Raw genomic sequence first — 19,492 nt, forward strand, 5'->3', positions numbered from 1 at the left:
CAGCAGGAGCAGCATGAAACAGAACAGACCCGTTAAAAACAGAGTGGATGTGGTCGCTGAACGCCTTCGTGCCCGCGAAAAACAGCTTTCTCCGCGTCTGCTGGCCGTAGCGCGCTATATCGATCAACAGCGGGAAACGGTACTGGAGAGCACCGCGCTTGAGATCGCCGTAGCGAATCACACCTCTGATGCCACTGTGATCCGCACTATTCAGGCTCTGGGTTTTAGCGGTCTGCGCGACCTCAAACAGACGCTTAAGGCCTGGTTTGGTCCCTCGCTGACTTCAGAAGATAAGATGATCACCACCGTCAGTGAGGTGACCAGCGATGTGAACAGCGCCATCGACTTTGTGCTGGATGGTCATCGTTATGCCTGTGAGGTGCTGTCGCAACCGCATAATCGGGTGGCGGTAGCGGATGCCGTCGCGCTGCTGGGCGAAGCGCGGGAAGTCGCTATCTTTGGCATTAATGCCTCGGGGATTCTTGCGGACTACAGCGTGCGGCTGCTAAACCGTATTGGTCTCCCCGCCTTCTCCCTGAATCGCGCCGGTATTGCACTGGCAGAACAAATGCTGGCGCTTCAGCGCGGCGATGTGCTGGTGATGATGGCCCAGCAGTCTGCACACCGCGAAGGCACGGCCGTGGTGCGAGAAGCAAAGCGGCTCGACATCCCGGTTATTCTGCTGACTAATGCCACCGACTCCTTTTTTGCGAGAGAAGCGGATGTGGTGATCAATGTGCCCCGTGGCGGTGAGAAGGGACGCATTCCCCTGCACGGCACGATTATGGTTTGCCTGGAGATGCTAATCCTGTCGGTGGCTTCCACGCTGCCGCAGCGCACGGTGAAAACTATGAAGCGTTTACAGGATCTCAATCGCGGGTTGAAACCCGTCAGCAAAAAGTAGTCATCATTACTGAGCCGAAGCGGTATGCCTTTCAGGTTAACCCGATTTTCCGGCTCATCTTTAAGCCAAATTTTTCGGCTTTGCGACCGCGATCGCGTCTTTTCTGCCGCCCATTTTCTGAGACGACTACGCTTACAGCTTGCTGCGCCAGTGGGTGCGGTTACGACGCTTTTTTTCTCAAAATTTTGATTTGTGCGGAGCTGCTGATGAAACCCCTTCACGCGCAATACCTTTTCTGCTGTGCGACCCTGAGCCTGTTGTCCCCGTTACCTGCTGCGGCATGGAGCGATCTCACCGTGTTTGGCGATAGCCTGAGTGATGGCGGCAACGTAGGCCGCTTTACCTACGATGGCGCGACTCATCCGCTTTATGACGAGATTCTGGCGCAGTCGCTGGGCGATACCCTGCGTCCCTCATCCCTGGGTGGTAACAACTATGCCGAGGGTGGCGCGGTTGCAGTGCCGGCGATTAATCCGCTGTTTAATACTCAGGATCAACTTGATAGCTATCTTGCGGCGCGTGGGGGACGGGCTGACCCGAACGGTCTCTACATTCACTGGATTGGTGGTAATGATCTGGCGGCGGCAGCCCTGGCGCCGCTGGCTGCACAGCAGATCGTGGATAACAGTGCCAGTGCAGCGGCCTCTCAGGTCAGCCGGTTGCTGAATGCCGGGGCCGGAACGGTGATTGTGCCGACGGTGCCGAATGTGGGAGCAACGCCTGCTTTGTTGCAGGCGATATTGCAGGTACTTGGCCCGGCTGCGCAACCCGCGACGGCGGCGCTGTTTCAGTCGCTGAGCACCACCACCACGCCTGATCGGGCCGCAAGAGAGCAGGCGATTGAAACCGCGCTAAACGAGGCGGCAGGACAGGTCTCTTCGATTCCACTTATCCGGGATGCTCTTGCGCAACAGCTGATTGCTGCCTGGCAATTACTGAGTCAGGAGGCTGCGACACTGACCGATCGTTACAATCAGGCTGAAGAGCAGGGTCTGCTGACAGCACGCGGGAACATCGCGCGGGTGGATATCAATGGCCTGTTTAATGAGGTGATTGATAATCCGCGTCTGTATGGACTCAGCAATACGGCGGGCATGGCTTGCCCGCCAGGTGTCTCATCAATGGACTGCACCTCCTCGACGCCTGGATTTTCTCAGTCACAGCAATATCTGTTCGCCGACCGGCTGCATCCCAGCCCGGCAGTGCATGCGCTGATCGCTGATTATATTGAGTCGGTGCTGAATGCGCCGCTGCAGGTGGCGGCGCTAGCTCAGGCACCGTCGATGCTGGTGGGCGATGCGCATAACACGCTCGACGGTCATCTGCAGCAGCAGCGTCAGCAGCCCGCCAGCGCTGGCGAGTTTACTGTGTTCGGCGGTTATGCCGGGCAACAGCGAGATTTTCGCGGTGACAGCCTGCCTGATGGCGATGCCACCAGCGCCACTGGCACCGTAGGTGTGGGCTATCAGCTGACCGATCACTGGCAGGCCGGCGCGATGCTTTCCGCCACCTCGCAACGCCAGGATCCTTCGTCGCGCTTTGATTACCGTTTACGCGGCAATCTGGTGGCGCTCTGGAGTCAGTTCAATTATCTCGATGGCGGATGGATTAATGCGGATGCCCATTATGCCGATCTCAACTTTGATGATATTGAGCGTCAGATCAGGCTGGGACCCGCGACACGTACTGAAAAGGGCAGCAGTGATGGCAAAGTGCTGGGAATGCGGGTACAGACCGGCTGGGATTTGCCGCTGGGTCGCTATGTCTCCACCGGCCCGATGGCAAGCTATGCGCTGGATTACACCCAGGTCGATGGGTATAAAGAAGAGGGGAACAGCAGTACTTCTATGCGCTTTGGCGACCAGACACTGCATTCCCAAATCGGCTCCGTCGGCTGGCGTATCGACAGTAAGGATTTGTTAATCAATCCCTGGGCGCAGGTCAGCTATAACCACCAGTTTGGTGATACCGACTCTGCCGTCACCGCCGGACTGAAATCGACACGCACCGCCTTTACCCGCAACAGCGGCTCGCGTGACGATAACTGGATCGATATGGCGGTCGGGGCGAGTGTGCCGATTGGCGCATCGGTCAATGCCTTTGCGGGCGTCTCAGCAGTGGCAGGCAACAGCGACACGCATCAGGTGACATGGAACGTCGGACTTAACGCCCGCTTTTAACTGCTCTGCTTTAAACTCTGTCGTCTGTCATTACGCAAAGAGGTAATGGCTGACGACATCTGAACCTGTCAGGGATTGGAGATCCCCGCATCGCGGTGTGCTAACGTAACGGCTCTGTTCAGGAGCCGGAGGGCATCATGATTGTCAGACAGGCATCGCCCGAAGAGGCGCACACGTTATGGAATATCCGTAATCTGGCTATTCGCCACGGCTGCCAGCACGTTTATCCTCCCGATGTCCTTGCCGCCTGGACGCCGGACCGCATGCCCGCCAGCTTTACTGCGATGATTCGCGTGAATCCCTTCTTCGTGATTGATGGCCCGGACGGCGTGCCGGTGGCGACAGGATCGCTTGATCTCGCTGCCGCCAGCGTCGAAGCCATTTTTACGCTGCCAGGCTTCGCCGGACAGGGAATGGCGGGCCGGATCATTGACACTATCAAAGCGGAGGCGCTGCAGCGTGGATATCGCCGCTTAACGCTTGAGTCGACGCCAAACGCCGTGAGCTTTTATGAGCAGCATGGTTTCCGGCCGCTGGGAGAAAGTCTTTATCCGTCAAAGCTGGCGGGCTGCGCGTTGCGTTGTATGGAGATGTCGATTGACCTGTAAATGCGGACCACGGCCAGGCGGGCAAAAAGTGGCAAAAGTTTCCCGTACAAAGGCTTCGCAACCCCCCGCCGGTAAGGTATAGTCCGCGTTTTTTGGAGGAATCATGCTGACTGACTCATCAACTCGTCTCAATAAATACATCAGCGAGAGCGGCATCTGCTCTCGTCGTGACGCCGATCGTTATATCGAGCAGGGCAACGTTTTCATTAACGGCAAACGCGCCTCTGTGGGCGCGCAGGTATTTGCAGGCGATGTGGTGAAAGTGAATGGTCAGCTGATCGAGCCGCGCGACGAAGACGATTTGGTGCTGATTGCCCTGAACAAGCCCGTCGGGATCATCACCACGATGGAAGAAGGCGAGCGCGATAACATCAGCGACTTCGTCAATCACAGCAAGCGCGTCTTCCCGATTGGCCGACTCGATAAAGATTCTCAGGGCCTGATTTTCCTCACCAATCATGGCGATCTGGTCAACAAGATACTGCGGGCCGGTAACAATCACGAAAAAGAGTATGTCGTGACTGTCGACAAGCCGATCACCGATGAATTTATTGCCGGGATGAGCGCAGGCGTGCCGATGCTGGGCACGGTGACCAAAAAATGCAAAGTGAAAAAGGAAGCCCCGTTTGTCTTCCGCATTACCCTGGTTCAGGGGCTGAATCGCCAGATCCGTCGTATGTGTAAGCATTTCGGCTTTGAAGTGATGAAGCTTGAGCGTACCCGCATCATGAACGTCAATCTCAAAGGGTTACCGCTGGGTGAATGGCGCGATCTCACCGACGACGAACTCGTAGAGCTGTTTAAACTGCTGGAGAACTCCTCGTCAGAAGACAAACCGGCGAAGAAAGCCAAAGCCCCGGCGAAAGCTGCCGCCGCGAGTAAGCCACAGAAGCGTGCCGCTAAACCGGCTGAAAAAGCCGATGCGAATGGTGCTTCACGCAAGCGCTTTGTGCAGCCGGGACGTAAGAAGAAAGGGCGCTAAAATCTTCCTGAGGCAGAGAGCGATATTCCCGCTCTCTGCGCTTTACCGTTTTATCACGGAATCATTCGCGATGACCGGAAGTGGGCAAACAGATCGCAGAACATCTCATCCGTTGCACGATAACCGTTAAAACCTGCCCGACGCAGCTTGCTGCCGTCGCCAAACATGTCGTAATTCCAGCCAAAGACAAAATCAGCGAAAGTCCCGTCACTCAGCGCCAGAATATCGGCCTCGACGAGTGTGTTATCTGCAGCGATGTCTCGCCACAGCGTACGATAGTCCCTGAACATCTGGCGGAAAGAGAGTGAAACGGGCGGCGCGATATCCAGCGCAAACCATTCTGCAATGACAGGCCACAGCTCGCTCCAGCGCCAGAGATCGCCGTTGTTAATATTAAACGCCTGATTGCGTGCGTCAGCGTTGCGCGCTGCCCAGATCGTGGCGTCAGCCAGCAATGCCGCATCGGTAAAATCCACCATACTGTTCCAGGTTTCCAGCGAACCCGGGAAGCGTAAAGGCAGCTGAGCTGCACGACAGATTGAAGCATAGATTGCCAGACTCAGCGCCAGATTCATGACGTTGCCTGACCGGTCACTGCCGACCACGCCGGGCCGTGGTGCGCTCCAGTGCCAGGCTTTACCCTGCTGTTGTGCGCTCAGCCAGTTCAACTGAGCGGCGTTGAATTCGGCACCGGGCACGCCGGGATCGCTTTCCCGCGCCGGCGTCTTAAATCGTCCGAGATGGGCGCCATACACTTTGTATCCCTGCATCAGGCTGACATGCTCAAGCGGAGCGATATTTTCAAGGGTTTGCACCAGATTTTGCAGCATGGCGAGATTTGGACCGACCATCGACTCCCAGTCGGCGGCATTCAGCCATGCGCTGTAAAAGATATGGGTCACATCAGTCAGTGAGGCCAGCCGTTCATGGCTCTGCTGCACGTCGCGCAAATCCACCGCGATAACCTCGGTTCCGCTTATCGCCAGGTCTGACTGATGCGTCAGCGCGGTCACCTGCCATTGATCGGCCACCAGCGCCTGGCTGAGTTGCTGGCCGATAATCCCGCTGGCCCCTGCTACCAGCGCAACCTTTTTATCCTGCGTCATTTTCATGATCATTACCCTGTTAAGAGAGAAGCCGCATTCTCACCTGCGCGTTATTCTGATTAAATCCCCTGAACCGGATATCACTTATCAGGAAAATCAATAAATGCAGAACAAACTGACTGCGATTCAGACCTTCGTCCGTGTAGCGGAAGCGGGATCCTTCTCAGCGGCGGCACGGCAAAATGGCATGAAGCAGTCGGCGGTGAGCCAGCAGATCGCTGCACTTGAGGAGGCCTTGGGCGTAGTGCTGCTACACCGAACGACGAGAAAAATGGCGCTCACGGAGCAGGGTCAGCACTATCTGCAGCAGGTCAGGCAACTGCTCAGTGCGATGGAGGAACTTGAACAGCAATTGCGGCCTGGCACGCAGCCGCTTCACGGCAAACTGCATATTCAGCTGCCGAGCGGCATAGGGCACCGGTTGATGCCGCATCTGATCGCCTTTCAGCAGGCGCATCCTGCGCTGCATCTGAATATCGCGCTTGAGGATCGTCTTTCAGACCTCATTGCGGAGGGCGTTGATGTGGCGATCCGCCTTAGCGAGTCACCGCCTGCCACGCTGGCGGCCCGTTCGCTGATCACGGTTGAAACCGTACTGGTGGCTTCCCCTGAGTGGATAGCGCAAAACGGTATGCCGGAAACGCCCGATGACTTACAGCGGCATCCTCACATACGTTTTAGCGGTATTTCGCCTGATGCGCCGCTGCAGCTGGTGTCCGGGATGACAGGTGTGTCTGTTCCCGTGAAAAGCGTGTTTCGTTCTAACAACAGTGAGGCGTTAATGCAGGCCCTTGAGGCGGGGCTGGGGATTGGCGGGTTACAGCTGCTGATTGGCGCAGATGCGCTGGCCTCCGGCAGGCTGGTACGGGTTTTACCGGACTGGCGGCTTCCCGACCGCTATCTTTATGCCGTTTTCCCGGACGCCCGTTTTATCCCTGATAAGGTTCGTAAGCTGGTGGCGGAAGTGAGTGAGCTGATACGTACAGCAGGCCAGAGCATCAGTTAACAGCATTAAGAAAAGGAATAAGTTCTGCCCTCAACCTAAGGATAGCCTGTCACCTGAGTGGGATGGTGATAGACATGGACTGATTATTTGTTGAGCCTTCCGGCTACCAGAAGCACCGGGCTCCCTATCATAGTGACGATCAGTTCAGACTGTTTCAGAACAACGACACTTTTCACCCTGATCAGGGCGTGGCAGGATAAGCGCAATCTATCAAGGAGTGTGCCTGATGTTACTGAAGGGTATGAACGATCCGCTGCTGAAAGCGTATCAGCACCCAAAATCGCGGATGATGATCAGCCGTTTCAGGGGACTGGCGGGAGATCGAAAACTCAGTGACTGGCAGGCATTCTGTATTCTGGTCACCGGCTTCACCAATTACTGGTTTGTACAGGCGGGTCACTTCACCATCAATGTTACTCTGACCAAAACCCGCCAGTTCGATTTCCTGCAGGATTTTCTGCATTTCACTGTCACGCTGGATGGATTGATTGGGGATGAACATTTTCGCACGCCTGACTTTGTGCTGCCGCATTACGATGTGCCGTATGAATTCTGTCGCTGGCGCAATAAGCGTGGCTATGACGCGTTAACTACCTATATCAGTAAACAGGGCGTGAAATCCCATAAAGGCATGTTTGTTGCCTCAGAAGGGATATCTCCGGATGAGAAGGTGATGAAATGGGAAGGGGTGGTGAACGTCTATGACAAAACCTTTTTCAGTATCGCTAACTTCAATACTACCCAGGCGTTCCTGATTAAGGACATCAGCCGGGCTATTCAGGAAGGATTACTGAAGCATCTGAGTTTTTACCGCGATCTGTTTCACTATATCTTCCCGACTCCGGCGGAAGCGCGGTTGCAGGCGCGTGATGACAGGCGCTATCTCACAAAGAAATAGCGCCTGGACCTCTCTGCTTTATTCCAGGGCGTTAACCGCTAGACGGCTGCGCACGCTGCGGTTAACTGACCTGTCACAGATTTACCACTTCATTTCGCCAGTATTCACTTTGGCGCTGAGTTCCAGTGATGCCGGCTCAGCCAGTTTCGGCCAGGCCGTATTCATGGCGGCAATCACGCCAGCTGAGGTTTTGTGCTGTGACAATGCCGTTTCAAAACTCTTCAGGTAATTCAGTGTGAAATCCACAGCCTGGGAGCCCTCAGGACGTGCCCCGAGGTAGTGACCAGGAATGACATTCGTTGCGTTCAGCGTCTTCATTTCTGTCAGGATATGACGCCATTCTGCACGGCTCTTAACGTTCTGGGTGTCAGCGGTCCAGACATGAATACCGGAAGCAAGGCCCGTACCGCCCAGAATGGTGCGCACAGAAGGGATCCATACGTAGGCAGCGTACTGCTCAGGATGACGCAGTTCCAGCACCTCGCCGTCGACGCTAAAGCGTGTCTGTTGAGTCACTTCAGGAACAAACACTTTATCCGGCGCGCCCTGCTTCATCTGAGGAACCCAGTATTTCAGTTTGGCATCATGCGTCTGCTGGATATGCTTCACGACCGCAGGCGCGGCAACCACTTTCACATCCGGCCAGGCCTTAACAATCGGTTCCAGACCAAAGTAAAAATCAGGATCGCCAGAGGTGATCACCACTTCCTTCAGCTTTTTACCGCTCTTTTTAATCATCTCCACCAGTTTCTCACCGTCCTGGGTGCTGAACTGTGCATCAAAAAGAATTGCTTCGGTTGGCCCGGAAACCAGTGTGGAAGAGACAGGGAAAATGCCTTTCTCCTGCGGATTATAGGTTTCCAGTTGCAGAGTGGCGGCGCTAGCGGAAGCCGAAGCCAGAATTAACATCACAGGTAACAGTGTGGTTTTCATTGTGAATCCTCAGAAGTAAAGGCCCGCTTCAGGCATCTGCATCGGGCGTTGTTCAGTGTCGATGGCGCTATTCTACGCCTCTCGCCATCTGATAGAATTCCCGCAATCAGAGATGCTGAGTTTCATAATCCGGACAGGTGAACGAGATGGACAGAGTGACGGCAGCCGCTGTTTTCAACCGAATCTGTGAACTGGGTAGCCTGAGTGCCGCCTCACGTGCGCTGGGGATCTCTCGTCCGATGGTCAGCCGATATCTGGAGGAGATGGAAAGGTGGGCGGGAACACGTCTGCTGCATCGCTCTTCGCGTCGGCTGACCCTGACGCCTGCCGGTGAGGCGACCCTGCAAAAGACCCGTCAGCTGGCCCTGCTCTCAGAAGCGATCCAGCAGGAGACCACGCAGGGCGTGCCGGCGGGAACGCTTCGCATCGCCTGCGCCCACTTCACGGCGCTGCATCTTGTCGGGCCGGTGATCCCTGACTTTCTGGCACGCTATCCTGCACTGCGCATTGAGCTGGACATTAATAATCAGCCCGTGAGTCTGATCAGTGAGCGTATCGATCTCGCGATTCGTATTACGGATGCGCCAGAGCCGGGTGCTATCGCGCGCCGCCTCGGGGAATGTCGCTCTGTGCTCTGCGCCTCACCGGAATATCTGCAGAAGCATGGCATACCGCAAACCCCGGATGATCTGACACAGCACAACTGTCTTTACTACAGCCAGTTCGCCGGACAAAGCTGGCATTTCACGGCGGCGGATGGAGAGAAAATCACGGCTGCTGTTAAGGGAAACTTCAGTGCTGGCATCTCACTACTGTTGTGTGATGCAGCCATTGCACATTGTGGGATAGCAATGGTACCTGAGCAGGAAGCCCGGCGCGCACTGGAAGCGGGTAAGCTGGTGAGCTTACTGCCCGATTATGAGCCCCGGCGCATTGGCATCTGGGGACTGTATCTGTCGCGCGAGCATCAGTCTGCCGCCCTGCGGCTGATGCTGGATGAACTGCAAAGAAGTATTGGCGGTGAGAATGAACAGCGATCGTAACAGACAAAAACGGATGCCTTTATGAGTGATAACAACAATATGTACTGGAATCGCATGGTGCCAGAACTCACCGTCACTGACTTCGCCGCTTCGATGCACTTTTACACTGTGGTGCTGGGCTTTGAGGTAAGGATTCAGCGTCAGCAGCCTGACTTCGCATACCTTTGCTATGGAGAAGCACAATTGATGATTGAGCAGTTCCATCCGCAGGGCTGGAACACCGCCGGGCTGCACTGGCCGCTTGGCCGGGGCATTAATTTCCAGATCGAGGTGGACGACATTGACGCTGTATTAACGCGTTTGCAGCAGCATGCCGTGCCACTGTTTCGTGAGATGCGGGATAACCATTATGACACTGGCGAGACGATCGCCTGTCAGAGGGAGTTTTTGGTACAGGATCCGGATGGGTATCTGCTGCGCTTCAGCCAGTATCTGGAATAAGCTTTCAGATTTTATTCTGCATATAAAAGCAGAAATGCCCACCTTTGCTGTGAAAGGTGGGCATCATTTACTGTTAAAGAATTACCAGAGATTATGAGGGGTCGGAAGAACGCTGAGTAAAGTATTTCGTTCGCTGGCGAACCTCTTTTTTACGACGCAGAACCAGGCTGGTGGCGATAATCACCAGCGTTAACCCGCCGGTTGCCAGAAGCTCAGACTGATGTTTCGGATCACACAACATAATAATCAGCACTGTCACAATAAAGAGAATAGTGACCCAGGTCAGGCCCGGGAATAGCCACATGCGGTAGCTCAGGACTTCTCCCGCTTTCTCACGTTTTTTGCGCAACACCAGATGTGACGCAGCAATCACCAGATAGACCAGCAGTGCAATCGCGCCTGATGTCGCCAGCAAAAATTCAAACACGGCGCTGGGCGCCAGATAATTCGCGATGACCGCCAGAAACGCAGCCGCCGTAGAGAGCAGTACGGCAACCCAGGGTGTGCCACTGCGATTGGTGCGTGAAGCAGCGGCAGGCGCATCTTTACGGCGTGACAGCGAGTAAAGCATACGTGAAGAGGTATAGAGTGCGGAGTTGAGACAGCTGCACACCGCCATCAGCACCACCAGATCGACAATCAATCGTGCGTGCGGAATGTTCATCGCCTGTAATGCCGTCTGCCATGAACCCTGTTCAACCAGTCCTGGCGTGTTCCACGGTACCAGCGCCACCACAAAGAAAATGGAGAGCAGGTAGAACAGCGCGATACGCCAGATAACCGAATTGGTTGCCTGGGTGATCTGCTTGCCAGGATTCTTCGACTCGGCAGCCGCTATCGTGACAATTTCTGTGCCCATAAATGAGAACATGGTGGTCAGAATGGCCGCGACAACGGCGCCGATACCATTCGGCATAAAACCATGTGTGTCATAAAGATGCGACAGGCCACTGGTGTTACTGTCCGGCAGCAGACCAAATACTGCCGCACCCGCCACGCCCAGGAACAGGATGATGGCAACGACCTTGATCAGGGCAAACCAGAATTCGAACTCGCCATAATTTTTCACACTGAGCAGGTTGGTGATAGTCAGCAGTAATGTAATGGCGAAAGTGAACTGCCAGATGGCGATATCGGGGAACCAGGCATGCAGAATGGTGCCTGCCGCATTAGCCTCCAGCGGAATCACCAGCACCCAGAACCACCAGTAAAGCCAGCCGATGGTAAAACCGGCCCAGCGTCCGAGAGCTTTATCCGCATAGGTTGAGAACGAGCCGGAGTCGGGCGAGGCAACAGCCATCTCAGCCAGCATCCGCATGATCAATACGACCAGGGCACCCGCCGCTGCGTAAGAGATCAGGACCGCCGGGCCCGCTTCAGAAATTGCGTGGCCGGAGCCAACAAACAGTCCTGCGCCAATCACACCAGCAATTGAGAGCATACGCACGTGGCGCGGTTTCAGGTTTTGGGCGAGCGAATCTTCATTCGCATTCTGAGTCATCGTCATGTAAACGTCTCCAGACGGCGTCCGGCCTGTGAGACCGGACGAACGGGGATAAACTTGCGTTAACGCGCCAGCGAAATCAGGCTGGGACGACGGGATGTCCGGCAGATGCGACACAGTGATTGATCACCGTGGAGAGAATGGTCAGCGCCTGGCTGAACTGGGCATCCGGAATGGTGAGCGGGTAAAGGAAGCGGATGACATTGCCTTTGGCTCCACAGGTCAGCAGCAGCAGGCCCTGTTCCATTGCCATCTTCTGAACGGCCTGCGCGGTGCTGGCCTGATAAAACTCCATGGCTACCATCGAACCCAGCGCACGCACGTCAGCAATATCCGGATGCTTGCGCTGGTGCTCCTGCAGCTCAGCTTCAAGCCGGGCACCGAGTTCAACGGCACGCTGACAGAGCTGCTCCTCTTCAATCACATCCAGAACCGCGTGCGCTGAAGCGATAGCCAGCGGGTTTCCGGCATAGGTTCCGCCCAGCCCACCAGGCGCAGGCGCATCCATGACTTCTGCACGACCTGCGATGGCAGAGAGCGGCATCCCGCCAGCCAGGCTTTTGGCCATCGTGATGATATCGGCCTTCACCGGATAGTGTTCCATGGCAAATAGCTTGCCGGTGCGGGCAAATCCGCTCTGCACTTCATCTGCAATCAGCAGAATGCCGTGACGGTCAGCCAGTTCGCGCAGCTGCACCATAAACTCTGCCGGTGCCGCATGGAAACCACCTTCGCCCTGTACCGGCTCCAGCACGATTGCGGCGACGTCATGCGGTGCAATGTCCTGAGAGAAAATTTCGTCGAGGCTGGTCAGCGCGGCCTCAATGCTGATTCCCTGAACCGCGCTGGGATAGCGTGCATGAAACACCGACGGCGGCATCGGGCCGAAATCGCGTTTATAAGGCGCCACTTTCCCGGTCATCGCCATGGTCATAAAGGTACGGCCATGGAACGCGTTACCAAAGGTGATGATGCCGTGACGGCGGGTAAAGGCACGCGCCACTTTCACCGCATTTTCTACGGCTTCCGCGCCGGTTGTGAAGAAGGCGGTTTTCGCCGGCCCAGCGATTGGCACCCGCTGATTAATGCGCTCGGCAAGTGCGATGTAACTTTCATAAGGCGTGATCTGGAAGGCCGTATGAGTAAACTTTGTTAACTGTTCGGCAATCGCCTGTTCAATGCGTGGATGGCGGTGGCCGGTGTTCAGCACTGCGATGCCGCCCGCAAAGTCGATCCAGCTGTTACCGTCCTGATCCCATAAGGTGGCGTTCTCTGCCCGGGCAACGTACCAGTCGCATAGCGTACCGATACCTTTGGGAAGAGCCTGTGCTTTGCGCTGCTGCATCAGGTTATTTTTTTCGCTCATTTATTCCACCTCGTTAATATGCGTGTTTACAATTCCCGACAAACACGTTTATTTATGCCTGAGGCGCGGTGAGTTGCCAGAGCCAATTGTGAGAGGAAAGGTGGAGCCAATTGCGACTGTTGTACGCAGATCATCTATTAGCACGGTTACAGTTTCTAAGAACGGGCTCATTACATCAGAGGCTGCTGAATTGTATGCAGGCCGCGATCATAGAAGAGGTATTCCCGCGCGGAAGCCGCTTGCCGCCAACACGCGATCTGGCGCGGGAACTGGGTGTGTCGCGAAATACCGTTATGCATGTCTATGAGAGCCTGATGGCGCAGGGTTATGTCACGGCGCGAACCGGCAGCGGCACCTGGATTGCCGAGACGCTGCCGGAAAACTGTCTGCAGAGCGATGCGATTGCCGATCTTCATGCTGTGAAAGCGCAACGACCGGCGACGTTGTCAAAGCGGGGTGCCACGCTACTCGGTCATGCAACCGCATCACCGTATCAATGGGGCGCATTTGTTCCTGGCGCACCGGATGTCACTGAATTCCCCCACAAGCTATTCAGTCAGATTCAGGCGCGACTGAACCGCGAACCTGACGTTCACCGTCTGGTTTACAGCAGCGGCGGTGGCTGTCCCGATTTGCGCCATGCGCTGGTGGATTATCTGAGGGTTGCACGATCAGTGCGAGCCGATGCTGATCAGATTCTGATTACGGAAGGCGTTCATCAGGCGGTTGATCTGGTGACGCGGGTGCTCTGCGATCCGGGCGATCGGGTCTGGATGGAGGAGCCGGGCTACTGGGGAACACGGAATCTGTTGCGTATGAATGGCCTGAAAATTCGCGCGATGCCCGTGGACGAGCAGGGCCTGGTGCCGGACAGCGGGCCGCCACCCAAAATGGTGTTTGTGACCCCGTCGCACCAGTATCCACTGGGCGTTCATCTCAGTCTGGCCCGTCGTCAGGCATTGCTCTCTCTGGCACGCCGTCATCAGAGCTGGATTGTTGAAGATGATTACGACAGTGAATTTCGATTTTCGGGACAGCCACACCCTTCACTGCAGGGTCTGGAAGCAGATGCACCGGTTATTTACATGGGTACGTTCAGCAAAACGCTCTATCCCGCGCTGCGTATCGGCTATCTGGTGGTGCCGAAACCGCTGGCGCAGCCATTGCGCATTGCGGCGGCGGAGCTCTATCGCGGTGGGCATCTGTTGATTCAGCGGGCGCTGGCGGAGTTTATCCGGCTGGGTCATTACATGGAGCATATCCGCCGCATGCGGCTGCTTTATCGTCAGCGCCGACAGTTCCTCTGCCGGCTTATCGAGCGCTATCTGGGGCCTGCTTTTTTACCGGCATTCAACCATGAAGCAGGTTTGCATCTGGTGATGCCGCTGCCAGCCGGTGCTGATGACGTGGCGATAGCCGCAGAGGCACTTAAGCGCGGGGTCAAGGTGAGGCCGCTTTCGCAATATTATATGCACCCACAGGAGGAGCGTGGATTACTGCTGGGCTACGCCTGTGTTAATGAGCGGCAGTGTCAGGATGCGTTTGGCACCCTTAAAGCCTGTCTGGCGTCTGCCGGTATTGAATTCACTCCACAGCGCTAGCGGGTTCAGGGCCTGATTTTAATGGCGGCGATTTTACCGTTGCCGCTGTGCTAACGCATTGACATTTAATCAGACTCACCGAGAATACATCTCTTTGCGTCCCGACCAGACAATACTGGAGTTCATCATCGTCTTTAATCTCTTTTCTGCACAGGCCAGAACCGCTGTTAAGCGAGGCGCCGCGCTCGCTGCGGCGTTGTTGCTGGTCAGTTGCGCATCTGAGCCGCCGAAATCGCTGGTGACGCCTTTTCCGCCCGTAACAAAACAGCCGCTACCTGCAGGCAAGCCAGACCGTCCTGAGGTGCATGAACCGGTACGGGGCGTCTGGTTAGCCACGGTATCGCGTCTTGACTGGCCACCGGTAGCGTCGGTGAATGGCAGCCGTCCGGCGGCAGAGCGTATTCGCCTGCAGCAGCAATCACTGACCGACAAGCTGGATAAGCTGAAAAGCCTGGGGATTAACACGGTGTTTTTCCAGGTCAAGCCCGATGCTACCGCGCTCTGGCCCTCAAAAATCCTGCCCTGGTCCGATATGCTGACCGGCAAAATCGGTGACGATCCTGGCTATGATCCGCTGCAGTTTATGCTGGATGAGGCACATAAGCGCGGTATCAAAGTCCATGCCTGGTTCAACCCTTACCGGGTATCGGTGAACACTAAACCCTCCACCGTGAGCGAACTGAACCGCACACTGTCACTTAATCCGGCCAGTGTTTTTGTATTGCATCGCGACTGGATCCGCACCGCTGGCGATCGCTATGTGCTCGATCCGGGTATTCCTGAGGTGCGTGACTGGATTACCAGCATTGTGGCCGAGGTTGTCGCGCGCTATCCCATCGACGGTGTGCAGTTCGATGACTACTTCTATTCCGAATCTGCGGGTTCGCTGCTCAATGATAATCAGACTTTCAGCCGTTATGGCCAGGGTTTTGCCAGTAAAGCAGACTGGCGGCGTCACAATACGCAGCAGCTGATTGAGCAGGTATCTCGCACCATTAAGCAGCTGAAGCCGGAGGTTGAGTTTGGTGTCAGCCCGGCGGGCGTCTGGCGCAATCTTTCACACGATCCCGCCGGTTCCGATACCCGCGGCGCGGCGGCTTATGACGAAGCCTTTGCGGATACCCGCCGCTGGGTTCAGCAGGGTTTGCTGGATTACATTGCGCCCCAGCTGTACTGGCCATTTTCCCGTCAGGCTGCCCGTTACGACGTGCTGGCAAACTGGTGGGCAGAGGTGGTGAAACCCACTAAAACCCGGCTCTATATTGGTCTGGCGCTCTACAAAGTGGGGGAACCTTCAAAAATTGAGCCTGACTGGACGCTTCAGGGTGGTGTGCCAGAGCTGAAAAAACAGCTCAATCTCAATGAATCGAACCCAAATATCAACGGCACCATTCTGTTCAGAGAGAACTATCTGAATCAGCCACAGACTCAGCAGGCGGTGAGCTATCTTAAAAGCCGCTGGGGAGGCTGAAAAAGGCCACATCAGCATGACCAGTGCGGTTATGTTTTTCCCTGTGACTGACTGCTATTCCTGCGCTATATAACAGTTTCTATTCCATCTGTTTTCTTTCGATTCCCGGCTATTCCGTATATTCACGTGATAGCTGGCGAATCGCATAAAAAACAGGTAATTGATGAGTTTTTGTATTCCGCAGTATTCCAGGTGTTTCTCTTCACTTACTCTTTTTACGTGTACATAATGATGTACATAATTCCCAACCTCCAAAGAATCTATAGCACTCTCAGATGCTGCCCTGAGTTCAATGCCGGGCAAGGAATATGAAAAAGTTCAGGTGAAAACGGATCGCGACGGATTATCTGTCCGGATATCACGTAAAGGCCGAATGATGATTCAATACCGTTATCGCTGGAATGGGCAGGATGAACGTGTCGATATCGGCACCTATGCCCATCGAATACGTGATCAGTTCGTGGCGGGAAAATAGGTCGTCGAAAACAAGAGTGATTATCAGCAGGCATTGCGATCATTTGAACTGCACCTTTTTCCACAACCATGCTGTGTTCCCCATGAGAATGCGCCAGTCAGTATGTGGTCAGACGTACTGGAACTTAAATGATCTGCGCCGCACTGACTTGTTATGGTGGATACGAGTTACGGTGAGGGTGACTCTCGATGCGGGCGCAATCTTCGTGATAGTGCAGGATGTCGCAGGTGCGAAACGTCAGACGGCTGCGGCGTACCGGTACCGGGAATATCTGAACCCGTCTTCAGATAATAAAAAACCCCGCAGGGCGGGATTCATTGTTTATCTTTATCGCGATTATCCTGCTCCTGCTTCCATTCAAGGCCGCACTTTCTGCAGGACCATTTCCGATCCGGCTCTTTTTGGGGGCCCGGATAGTTGCAGAAAGGACATGTTCTCGGTTTGTAGGCTATTTTCATTACTCCTTCTGTTATACAGAGTCTGGTTTTCCAGGGAAGTTCATCTTCTGATAACCCCGAAAATTTAGCCGCGCAGACGTTAAAAAGTGTCTCAGTGAGCAGCCTTTGATGATTTACCTGTTTCGTAATTTCGTCTTTTTCCAATCATCCTAATGTAGAAGTCATAAAGCTCTTTGCGCATGTGCTGCTTCATTTCATCAGGTAATGGCTCCTGCGACTTCTTCCACTCATCCAGTTCTGGCTTACAGGTAACATAGGCCTCATCAACGATTTCTTTTGGCGGAACTTCCGACTTAATGAATGGGATAGTGTGTTCATTCAGGCATTTTACTTCTGGCGTTTCGAACGACCGGTCATCCGCTATTACCATCATGGAAAGTAACATTCCGGATAAGAAAAGCCATCTCACTGTTTTTCTCCTTTGATAGATTGTGCAAGTGCCACCCGGATACTACAGCCCAACACTCGTGTAATACTTACTACACGTCTGAATCTAAGTTAATCCTGTCGCGTTCGTCTATACTTCATTCCCCTACATTTCCACTAATTACGCTTAACCCCATAGTCATAAAGAAGCTGCATCAGAACTATGCGCGGCATCTCTTTACTGGATATTCTGAAAGTATTCCTGAGTACAGAGACAATAGTAGCGCTGGAAAGCAGATTGCCTTTGTAATAAATAGACAACTTCTTACCAATGTTCTGCTTTGTGTTGACAAAGAGTTTTTTTCCACACTCATTTCTTAGTGTGAAATCAACATTTTCAGAATCAACCTCATCATTCGGCACGTAACTTATTGATTTTATACATCCTGGTGAGTATGTTTCCTTTGTACCATTTACTTCAAATATAAAACTACCGGGCCCGGCGACAGAGGCAAAAGGAGAGAGCAGGGCAGCGAGAAAAAGCGCGGATTTAAGCATGCAATATCCCCATTCGTAGCATTAAAAAATCATTATAAAACCATGAAGCTTAATGTGCACCTGCCATGCATTCTGGCTGATATCAGGTAGCAAAAAGTCCGGCTCATCTGTCAGCTGAATCAGTCATAACCGGTCTTATTCCGACCGCGCCCTTGCCTGTTAAAAATGTCCATCATTTCCGCCACCATGAGTGTGACCAGTATCAGGCCTGATGTCGTTTAAATACCTGTCCGTGCCCGCGATTAAAAAGCTGCTGCAGGTCTTACGCTCAGGCCACCACAGGCTCCGAGTTGTGCGATTTTGCCAGCCAGAATTTAACCAGAAAAGGAGTTCGGACGGGGGCAGCAAACGTTTTTCTTTCTTATGAGACTAAGCAGTTTACATTGGTATGAACGATTGGTCCGGTACCATTGAGGACATAATGGTACCGGCAGAGGATTTATTAAGAAACAAATGCTGATGCATCTATACTTAGTGTGTAAATATCAGCAGGTATGACCTGCTCCCCGTTGATTGAAGACGTCTGCATGGCCTCAGACAAAGATGACCTGTATAAATCAAGAAGATCTTGAGTTAGGGTTGATTTAGCCTTGAGATCTTCCTCATTAAACATAGATAAGTAGCCAAGGCATTTACCTGAAGCACCAACTTTATCAGTGCTTTTTTCTGCACCAATAACAGTCAAAGAAGTAATCATCATTGAAATAAAAGTTAAAGCTGGCGTTAATCTTTTCATTACTTAAAATCCATTTAGATTAATTGGTGCTTCTATCATGCGCGTGGAAGACTTGGCCACTTCTTGTAAGCGAAAACGTAGAGCATGATGAAATGGATACCTGGGAAGGAAAGCAACAGCGCCATCTTCCATCCGAAACCAGCTTTCTGAGCCATGCGGAAGCATGGGATAAACATCAGAAACCAGATGATCAATGATAGGGCTGCGAGAGGGTTTGGTTGTTCCATTGAGCGTTCTCCTTGAGTTACATACTTATGGTATCGACTGCCGGCCTAATCATTCACTGGGAATGAACACCGCTTATTGCTTGCGCATCAAATCAATCTGAGCAAGCAGGCGCTGTAATGTGTGAATGTTTTTGTGAAGCAGGTATTGCATTTCAACATCCCAGTCAGGGCATGTAGCAAGATCGGCATTGCACAGTTTTATGACAAAGTGAATTGCAGCTATTTCGTCCCGGCGGCAGTTTTCAGCTATTAAACGGAGTTGAGCATCACTAAGTGTTCCATGTGGCGTTTCAGCCCAGGCTTTTTTAAAGTGCCGGTAAATAGTATCAACTGACATGATCATCATTCACAAGAGTCACTCAGGCATGTTATTGATTATCGGCATACTGGCTGCAAACTTTAACTTTTCTTTTGCATATTCACTCTTTCAGCATAATAAAAAAAGCCCAGCGGAGTGGGCTTTGAGTACGGATTCCATACTATTAATCAGTGTCGCTTCTCATAATGGTTGCCGGTACGAGCATTTATATACTTACCATATTTATGAGAAGAGCCATGTCCGCCTGCATAATGACCACCGCGTGCAAAACTGACAGATGGTGCCAGGAGAGCCAGAGAGATTAGAGCCA

General features: G+C 53.6%; 19 protein-coding genes. 10 read left to right on the forward strand and 9 right to left on the reverse strand.

Annotation, left to right across the window (positions count from 1 at the left end):
- Window positions 1-13 precede the first annotated feature (13 nt).
- From KTJ90_RS19815 to rluF, 4 genes are all read left to right on the forward strand, one after another.
- Window positions 14-904: a MurR/RpiR family transcriptional regulator gene (locus KTJ90_RS19815; protein ID WP_499026975.1), complete on the forward strand. Its 891-nt coding sequence runs from the start codon at window positions 14-16 to the stop codon at window positions 902-904.
- A gap of 206 nt (window positions 905-1,110) precedes the next feature.
- The gene (locus tag KTJ90_RS19820) at window positions 1,111-3,084 is read left to right on the forward strand and encodes an autotransporter domain-containing esterase (RefSeq protein ID WP_003848149.1); all 1,974 of its coding nucleotides are present in this window, start codon (window positions 1,111-1,113) and stop codon (window positions 3,082-3,084) included.
- A 137-nt stretch (window positions 3,085-3,221) separates the two neighbouring features.
- Window positions 3,222-3,692, forward strand: coding sequence for a GNAT family N-acetyltransferase (locus KTJ90_RS19825; RefSeq protein ID WP_499026977.1), 471 nt, complete (start codon window positions 3,222-3,224; stop codon window positions 3,690-3,692).
- 103 nt (window positions 3,693-3,795) lie between these two features.
- Complete coding sequence (rluF, locus tag KTJ90_RS19830; protein ID WP_476158116.1) at window positions 3,796-4,674, forward strand: 23S rRNA pseudouridine(2604) synthase RluF; 879 nt, start codon at window positions 3,796-3,798, stop codon at window positions 4,672-4,674.
- A gap of 53 nt (window positions 4,675-4,727) precedes the next feature.
- Here rluF and KTJ90_RS19835 read toward each other — a convergent pair whose 3' ends face one another.
- Window positions 4,728-5,786: an SDR family oxidoreductase gene (locus tag KTJ90_RS19835; protein WP_003848155.1), complete on the reverse strand. Its 1,059-nt coding sequence runs from the start codon at window positions 5,784-5,786 to the stop codon at window positions 4,728-4,730.
- Window positions 5,787-5,883: 97 nt separating this feature from the next.
- Here KTJ90_RS19835 and KTJ90_RS19840 point away from each other — a divergent pair, with 97 nt between their 5' ends.
- Together KTJ90_RS19840 and KTJ90_RS19845 are read left to right on the forward strand one after the other, a co-directional pair.
- Complete coding sequence (locus KTJ90_RS19840) at window positions 5,884-6,786, forward strand: LysR family transcriptional regulator (RefSeq protein ID WP_003848157.1); 903 nt, start codon at window positions 5,884-5,886, stop codon at window positions 6,784-6,786.
- A gap of 226 nt (window positions 6,787-7,012) precedes the next feature.
- Window positions 7,013-7,684: a hypothetical protein gene (locus tag KTJ90_RS19845; RefSeq protein WP_140915634.1), complete on the forward strand. Its 672-nt coding sequence runs from the start codon at window positions 7,013-7,015 to the stop codon at window positions 7,682-7,684.
- 81 nt (window positions 7,685-7,765) lie between these two features.
- On the opposite strand, the gene KTJ90_RS19850 is transcribed toward KTJ90_RS19845, so the two are convergent.
- Window positions 7,766-8,617 (reverse strand): MBL fold metallo-hydrolase, encoded by an 852-nt coding sequence (locus KTJ90_RS19850; RefSeq protein WP_499026981.1) that lies wholly within the window; start codon window positions 8,615-8,617, stop codon window positions 7,766-7,768.
- Window positions 8,618-8,763: 146 nt separating this feature from the next.
- Here KTJ90_RS19850 and KTJ90_RS19855 point away from each other — a divergent pair, with 146 nt between their 5' ends.
- The gene (locus tag KTJ90_RS19855) at window positions 8,764-9,660 is read left to right on the forward strand and encodes a LysR family transcriptional regulator (protein WP_192377924.1); all 897 of its coding nucleotides are present in this window, start codon (window positions 8,764-8,766) and stop codon (window positions 9,658-9,660) included.
- A 21-nt stretch (window positions 9,661-9,681) separates the two neighbouring features.
- Entirely contained in the window at window positions 9,682-10,101 is a 420-nt protein-coding gene (locus KTJ90_RS19860; protein ID WP_008924571.1) for a bleomycin resistance protein, read from the forward strand.
- 91 nt (window positions 10,102-10,192) lie between these two features.
- Here KTJ90_RS19860 and gabP read toward each other — a convergent pair whose 3' ends face one another.
- Window positions 10,193-11,608 carry a GABA permease gene (gene gabP, locus KTJ90_RS19865; protein WP_003848167.1) on the reverse strand — a complete coding sequence of 472 codons (1,416 nt, stop codon included), beginning with the start codon at window positions 11,606-11,608 and terminating at the stop codon, window positions 10,193-10,195.
- Window positions 11,609-11,684: 76 nt separating this feature from the next.
- A complete protein-coding gene (gene gabT / locus KTJ90_RS19870) occupies window positions 11,685-12,971 on the reverse strand; it encodes a 4-aminobutyrate--2-oxoglutarate transaminase (protein WP_140915636.1) in 1,287 nt (428 codons plus the stop codon).
- A gap of 110 nt (window positions 12,972-13,081) precedes the next feature.
- Between gabT and pdxR the strand changes: the two genes are divergently transcribed.
- The gene (pdxR, locus tag KTJ90_RS19875; RefSeq protein ID WP_187513429.1) at window positions 13,082-14,572 is read left to right on the forward strand and encodes a MocR-like pyridoxine biosynthesis transcription factor PdxR; all 1,491 of its coding nucleotides are present in this window, start codon (window positions 13,082-13,084) and stop codon (window positions 14,570-14,572) included.
- Between the two features lie 94 nt (window positions 14,573-14,666).
- Window positions 14,667-16,043 (forward strand): glycoside hydrolase family 10-like protein, encoded by a 1,377-nt coding sequence (locus KTJ90_RS19880; protein ID WP_008924572.1) that lies wholly within the window; start codon window positions 14,667-14,669, stop codon window positions 16,041-16,043.
- A 1,024-nt stretch (window positions 16,044-17,067) separates the two neighbouring features.
- Here KTJ90_RS19880 and KTJ90_RS19885 read toward each other — a convergent pair.
- The 5 genes from KTJ90_RS19885 to KTJ90_RS19905 form a co-directional block, all read right to left on the reverse strand.
- Window positions 17,068-17,385, reverse strand: a complete 318-nt coding sequence (locus tag KTJ90_RS19885; protein ID WP_008924574.1) for a hypothetical protein — start codon at window positions 17,383-17,385, stop codon at window positions 17,068-17,070.
- 134 nt (window positions 17,386-17,519) lie between these two features.
- Window positions 17,520-17,900, reverse strand: coding sequence for a SecDF P1 head subdomain-containing protein (locus tag KTJ90_RS19890; RefSeq protein ID WP_008924575.1), 381 nt, complete (start codon window positions 17,898-17,900; stop codon window positions 17,520-17,522).
- A 442-nt stretch (window positions 17,901-18,342) separates the two neighbouring features.
- On the reverse strand, window positions 18,343-18,636 hold the full coding sequence (locus tag KTJ90_RS19895) for a hypothetical protein (RefSeq protein WP_337028624.1): 294 nt from the start codon (window positions 18,634-18,636) through the stop codon (window positions 18,343-18,345).
- 35 nt (window positions 18,637-18,671) lie between these two features.
- Window positions 18,672-18,863 carry a hypothetical protein gene (locus KTJ90_RS19900; protein ID WP_033761272.1) on the reverse strand — a complete coding sequence of 64 codons (192 nt, stop codon included), beginning with the start codon at window positions 18,861-18,863 and terminating at the stop codon, window positions 18,672-18,674.
- A 73-nt stretch (window positions 18,864-18,936) separates the two neighbouring features.
- Entirely contained in the window at window positions 18,937-19,200 is a 264-nt protein-coding gene (locus tag KTJ90_RS19905; RefSeq protein WP_152333553.1) for a hypothetical protein, read from the reverse strand.
- Between the last annotated feature and the right edge of the window lie 292 nt (window positions 19,201-19,492).

Origin of the sequence: Pantoea jilinensis, from assembly GCF_019104105.1 — a bacterium.
Taxonomy (GTDB): Bacteria; Pseudomonadota; Gammaproteobacteria; order Enterobacterales; family Enterobacteriaceae; genus Pantoea; species Pantoea eucalypti.

Bases quoted from the DNA above. Each gene is read 5' to 3' on its own strand.
- KTJ90_RS19815 (WP_499026975.1), top strand. From the start codon at position 14: ATGAAACAGAACAGACCCGTTAAAAACAGAGTGGATGTGGTCGCTGAA.
- KTJ90_RS19820 (WP_003848149.1), top strand. From the start codon at position 1,111: ATGAAACCCCTTCACGCGCAATACCTTTTCTGCTGTGCGACCCTGAGC.
- KTJ90_RS19825 (WP_499026977.1), top strand. From the start codon at position 3,222: ATGATTGTCAGACAGGCATCGCCCGAAGAGGCGCACACGTTATGGAAT.
- rluF (WP_476158116.1), top strand. From the start codon at position 3,796: ATGCTGACTGACTCATCAACTCGTCTCAATAAATACATCAGCGAGAGC.
- KTJ90_RS19835 (WP_003848155.1), bottom strand. From the start codon at position 5,786: ATGAAAATGACGCAGGATAAAAAGGTTGCGCTGGTAGCAGGGGCCAGC.
- KTJ90_RS19840 (WP_003848157.1), top strand. From the start codon at position 5,884: ATGCAGAACAAACTGACTGCGATTCAGACCTTCGTCCGTGTAGCGGAA.
- KTJ90_RS19845 (WP_140915634.1), top strand. From the start codon at position 7,013: ATGTTACTGAAGGGTATGAACGATCCGCTGCTGAAAGCGTATCAGCAC.
- KTJ90_RS19850 (WP_499026981.1), bottom strand. From the start codon at position 8,617: ATGAAAACCACACTGTTACCTGTGATGTTAATTCTGGCTTCGGCTTCC.
- KTJ90_RS19855 (WP_192377924.1), top strand. From the start codon at position 8,764: ATGGACAGAGTGACGGCAGCCGCTGTTTTCAACCGAATCTGTGAACTG.
- KTJ90_RS19860 (WP_008924571.1), top strand. From the start codon at position 9,682: ATGAGTGATAACAACAATATGTACTGGAATCGCATGGTGCCAGAACTC.
- gabP (WP_003848167.1), bottom strand. From the start codon at position 11,608: ATGACGATGACTCAGAATGCGAATGAAGATTCGCTCGCCCAAAACCTG.
- gabT (WP_140915636.1), bottom strand. From the start codon at position 12,971: ATGAGCGAAAAAAATAACCTGATGCAGCAGCGCAAAGCACAGGCTCTT.
- KTJ90_RS19890 (WP_008924575.1), bottom strand. From the start codon at position 17,900: ATGCTTAAATCCGCGCTTTTTCTCGCTGCCCTGCTCTCTCCTTTTGCC.
- KTJ90_RS19895 (WP_337028624.1), bottom strand. From the start codon at position 18,636: ATGAAAAGATTAACGCCAGCTTTAACTTTTATTTCAATGATGATTACT.
- KTJ90_RS19900 (WP_033761272.1), bottom strand. From the start codon at position 18,863: ATGGAACAACCAAACCCTCTCGCAGCCCTATCATTGATCATCTGGTTT.
- KTJ90_RS19905 (WP_152333553.1), bottom strand. From the start codon at position 19,200: ATGTCAGTTGATACTATTTACCGGCACTTTAAAAAAGCCTGGGCTGAA.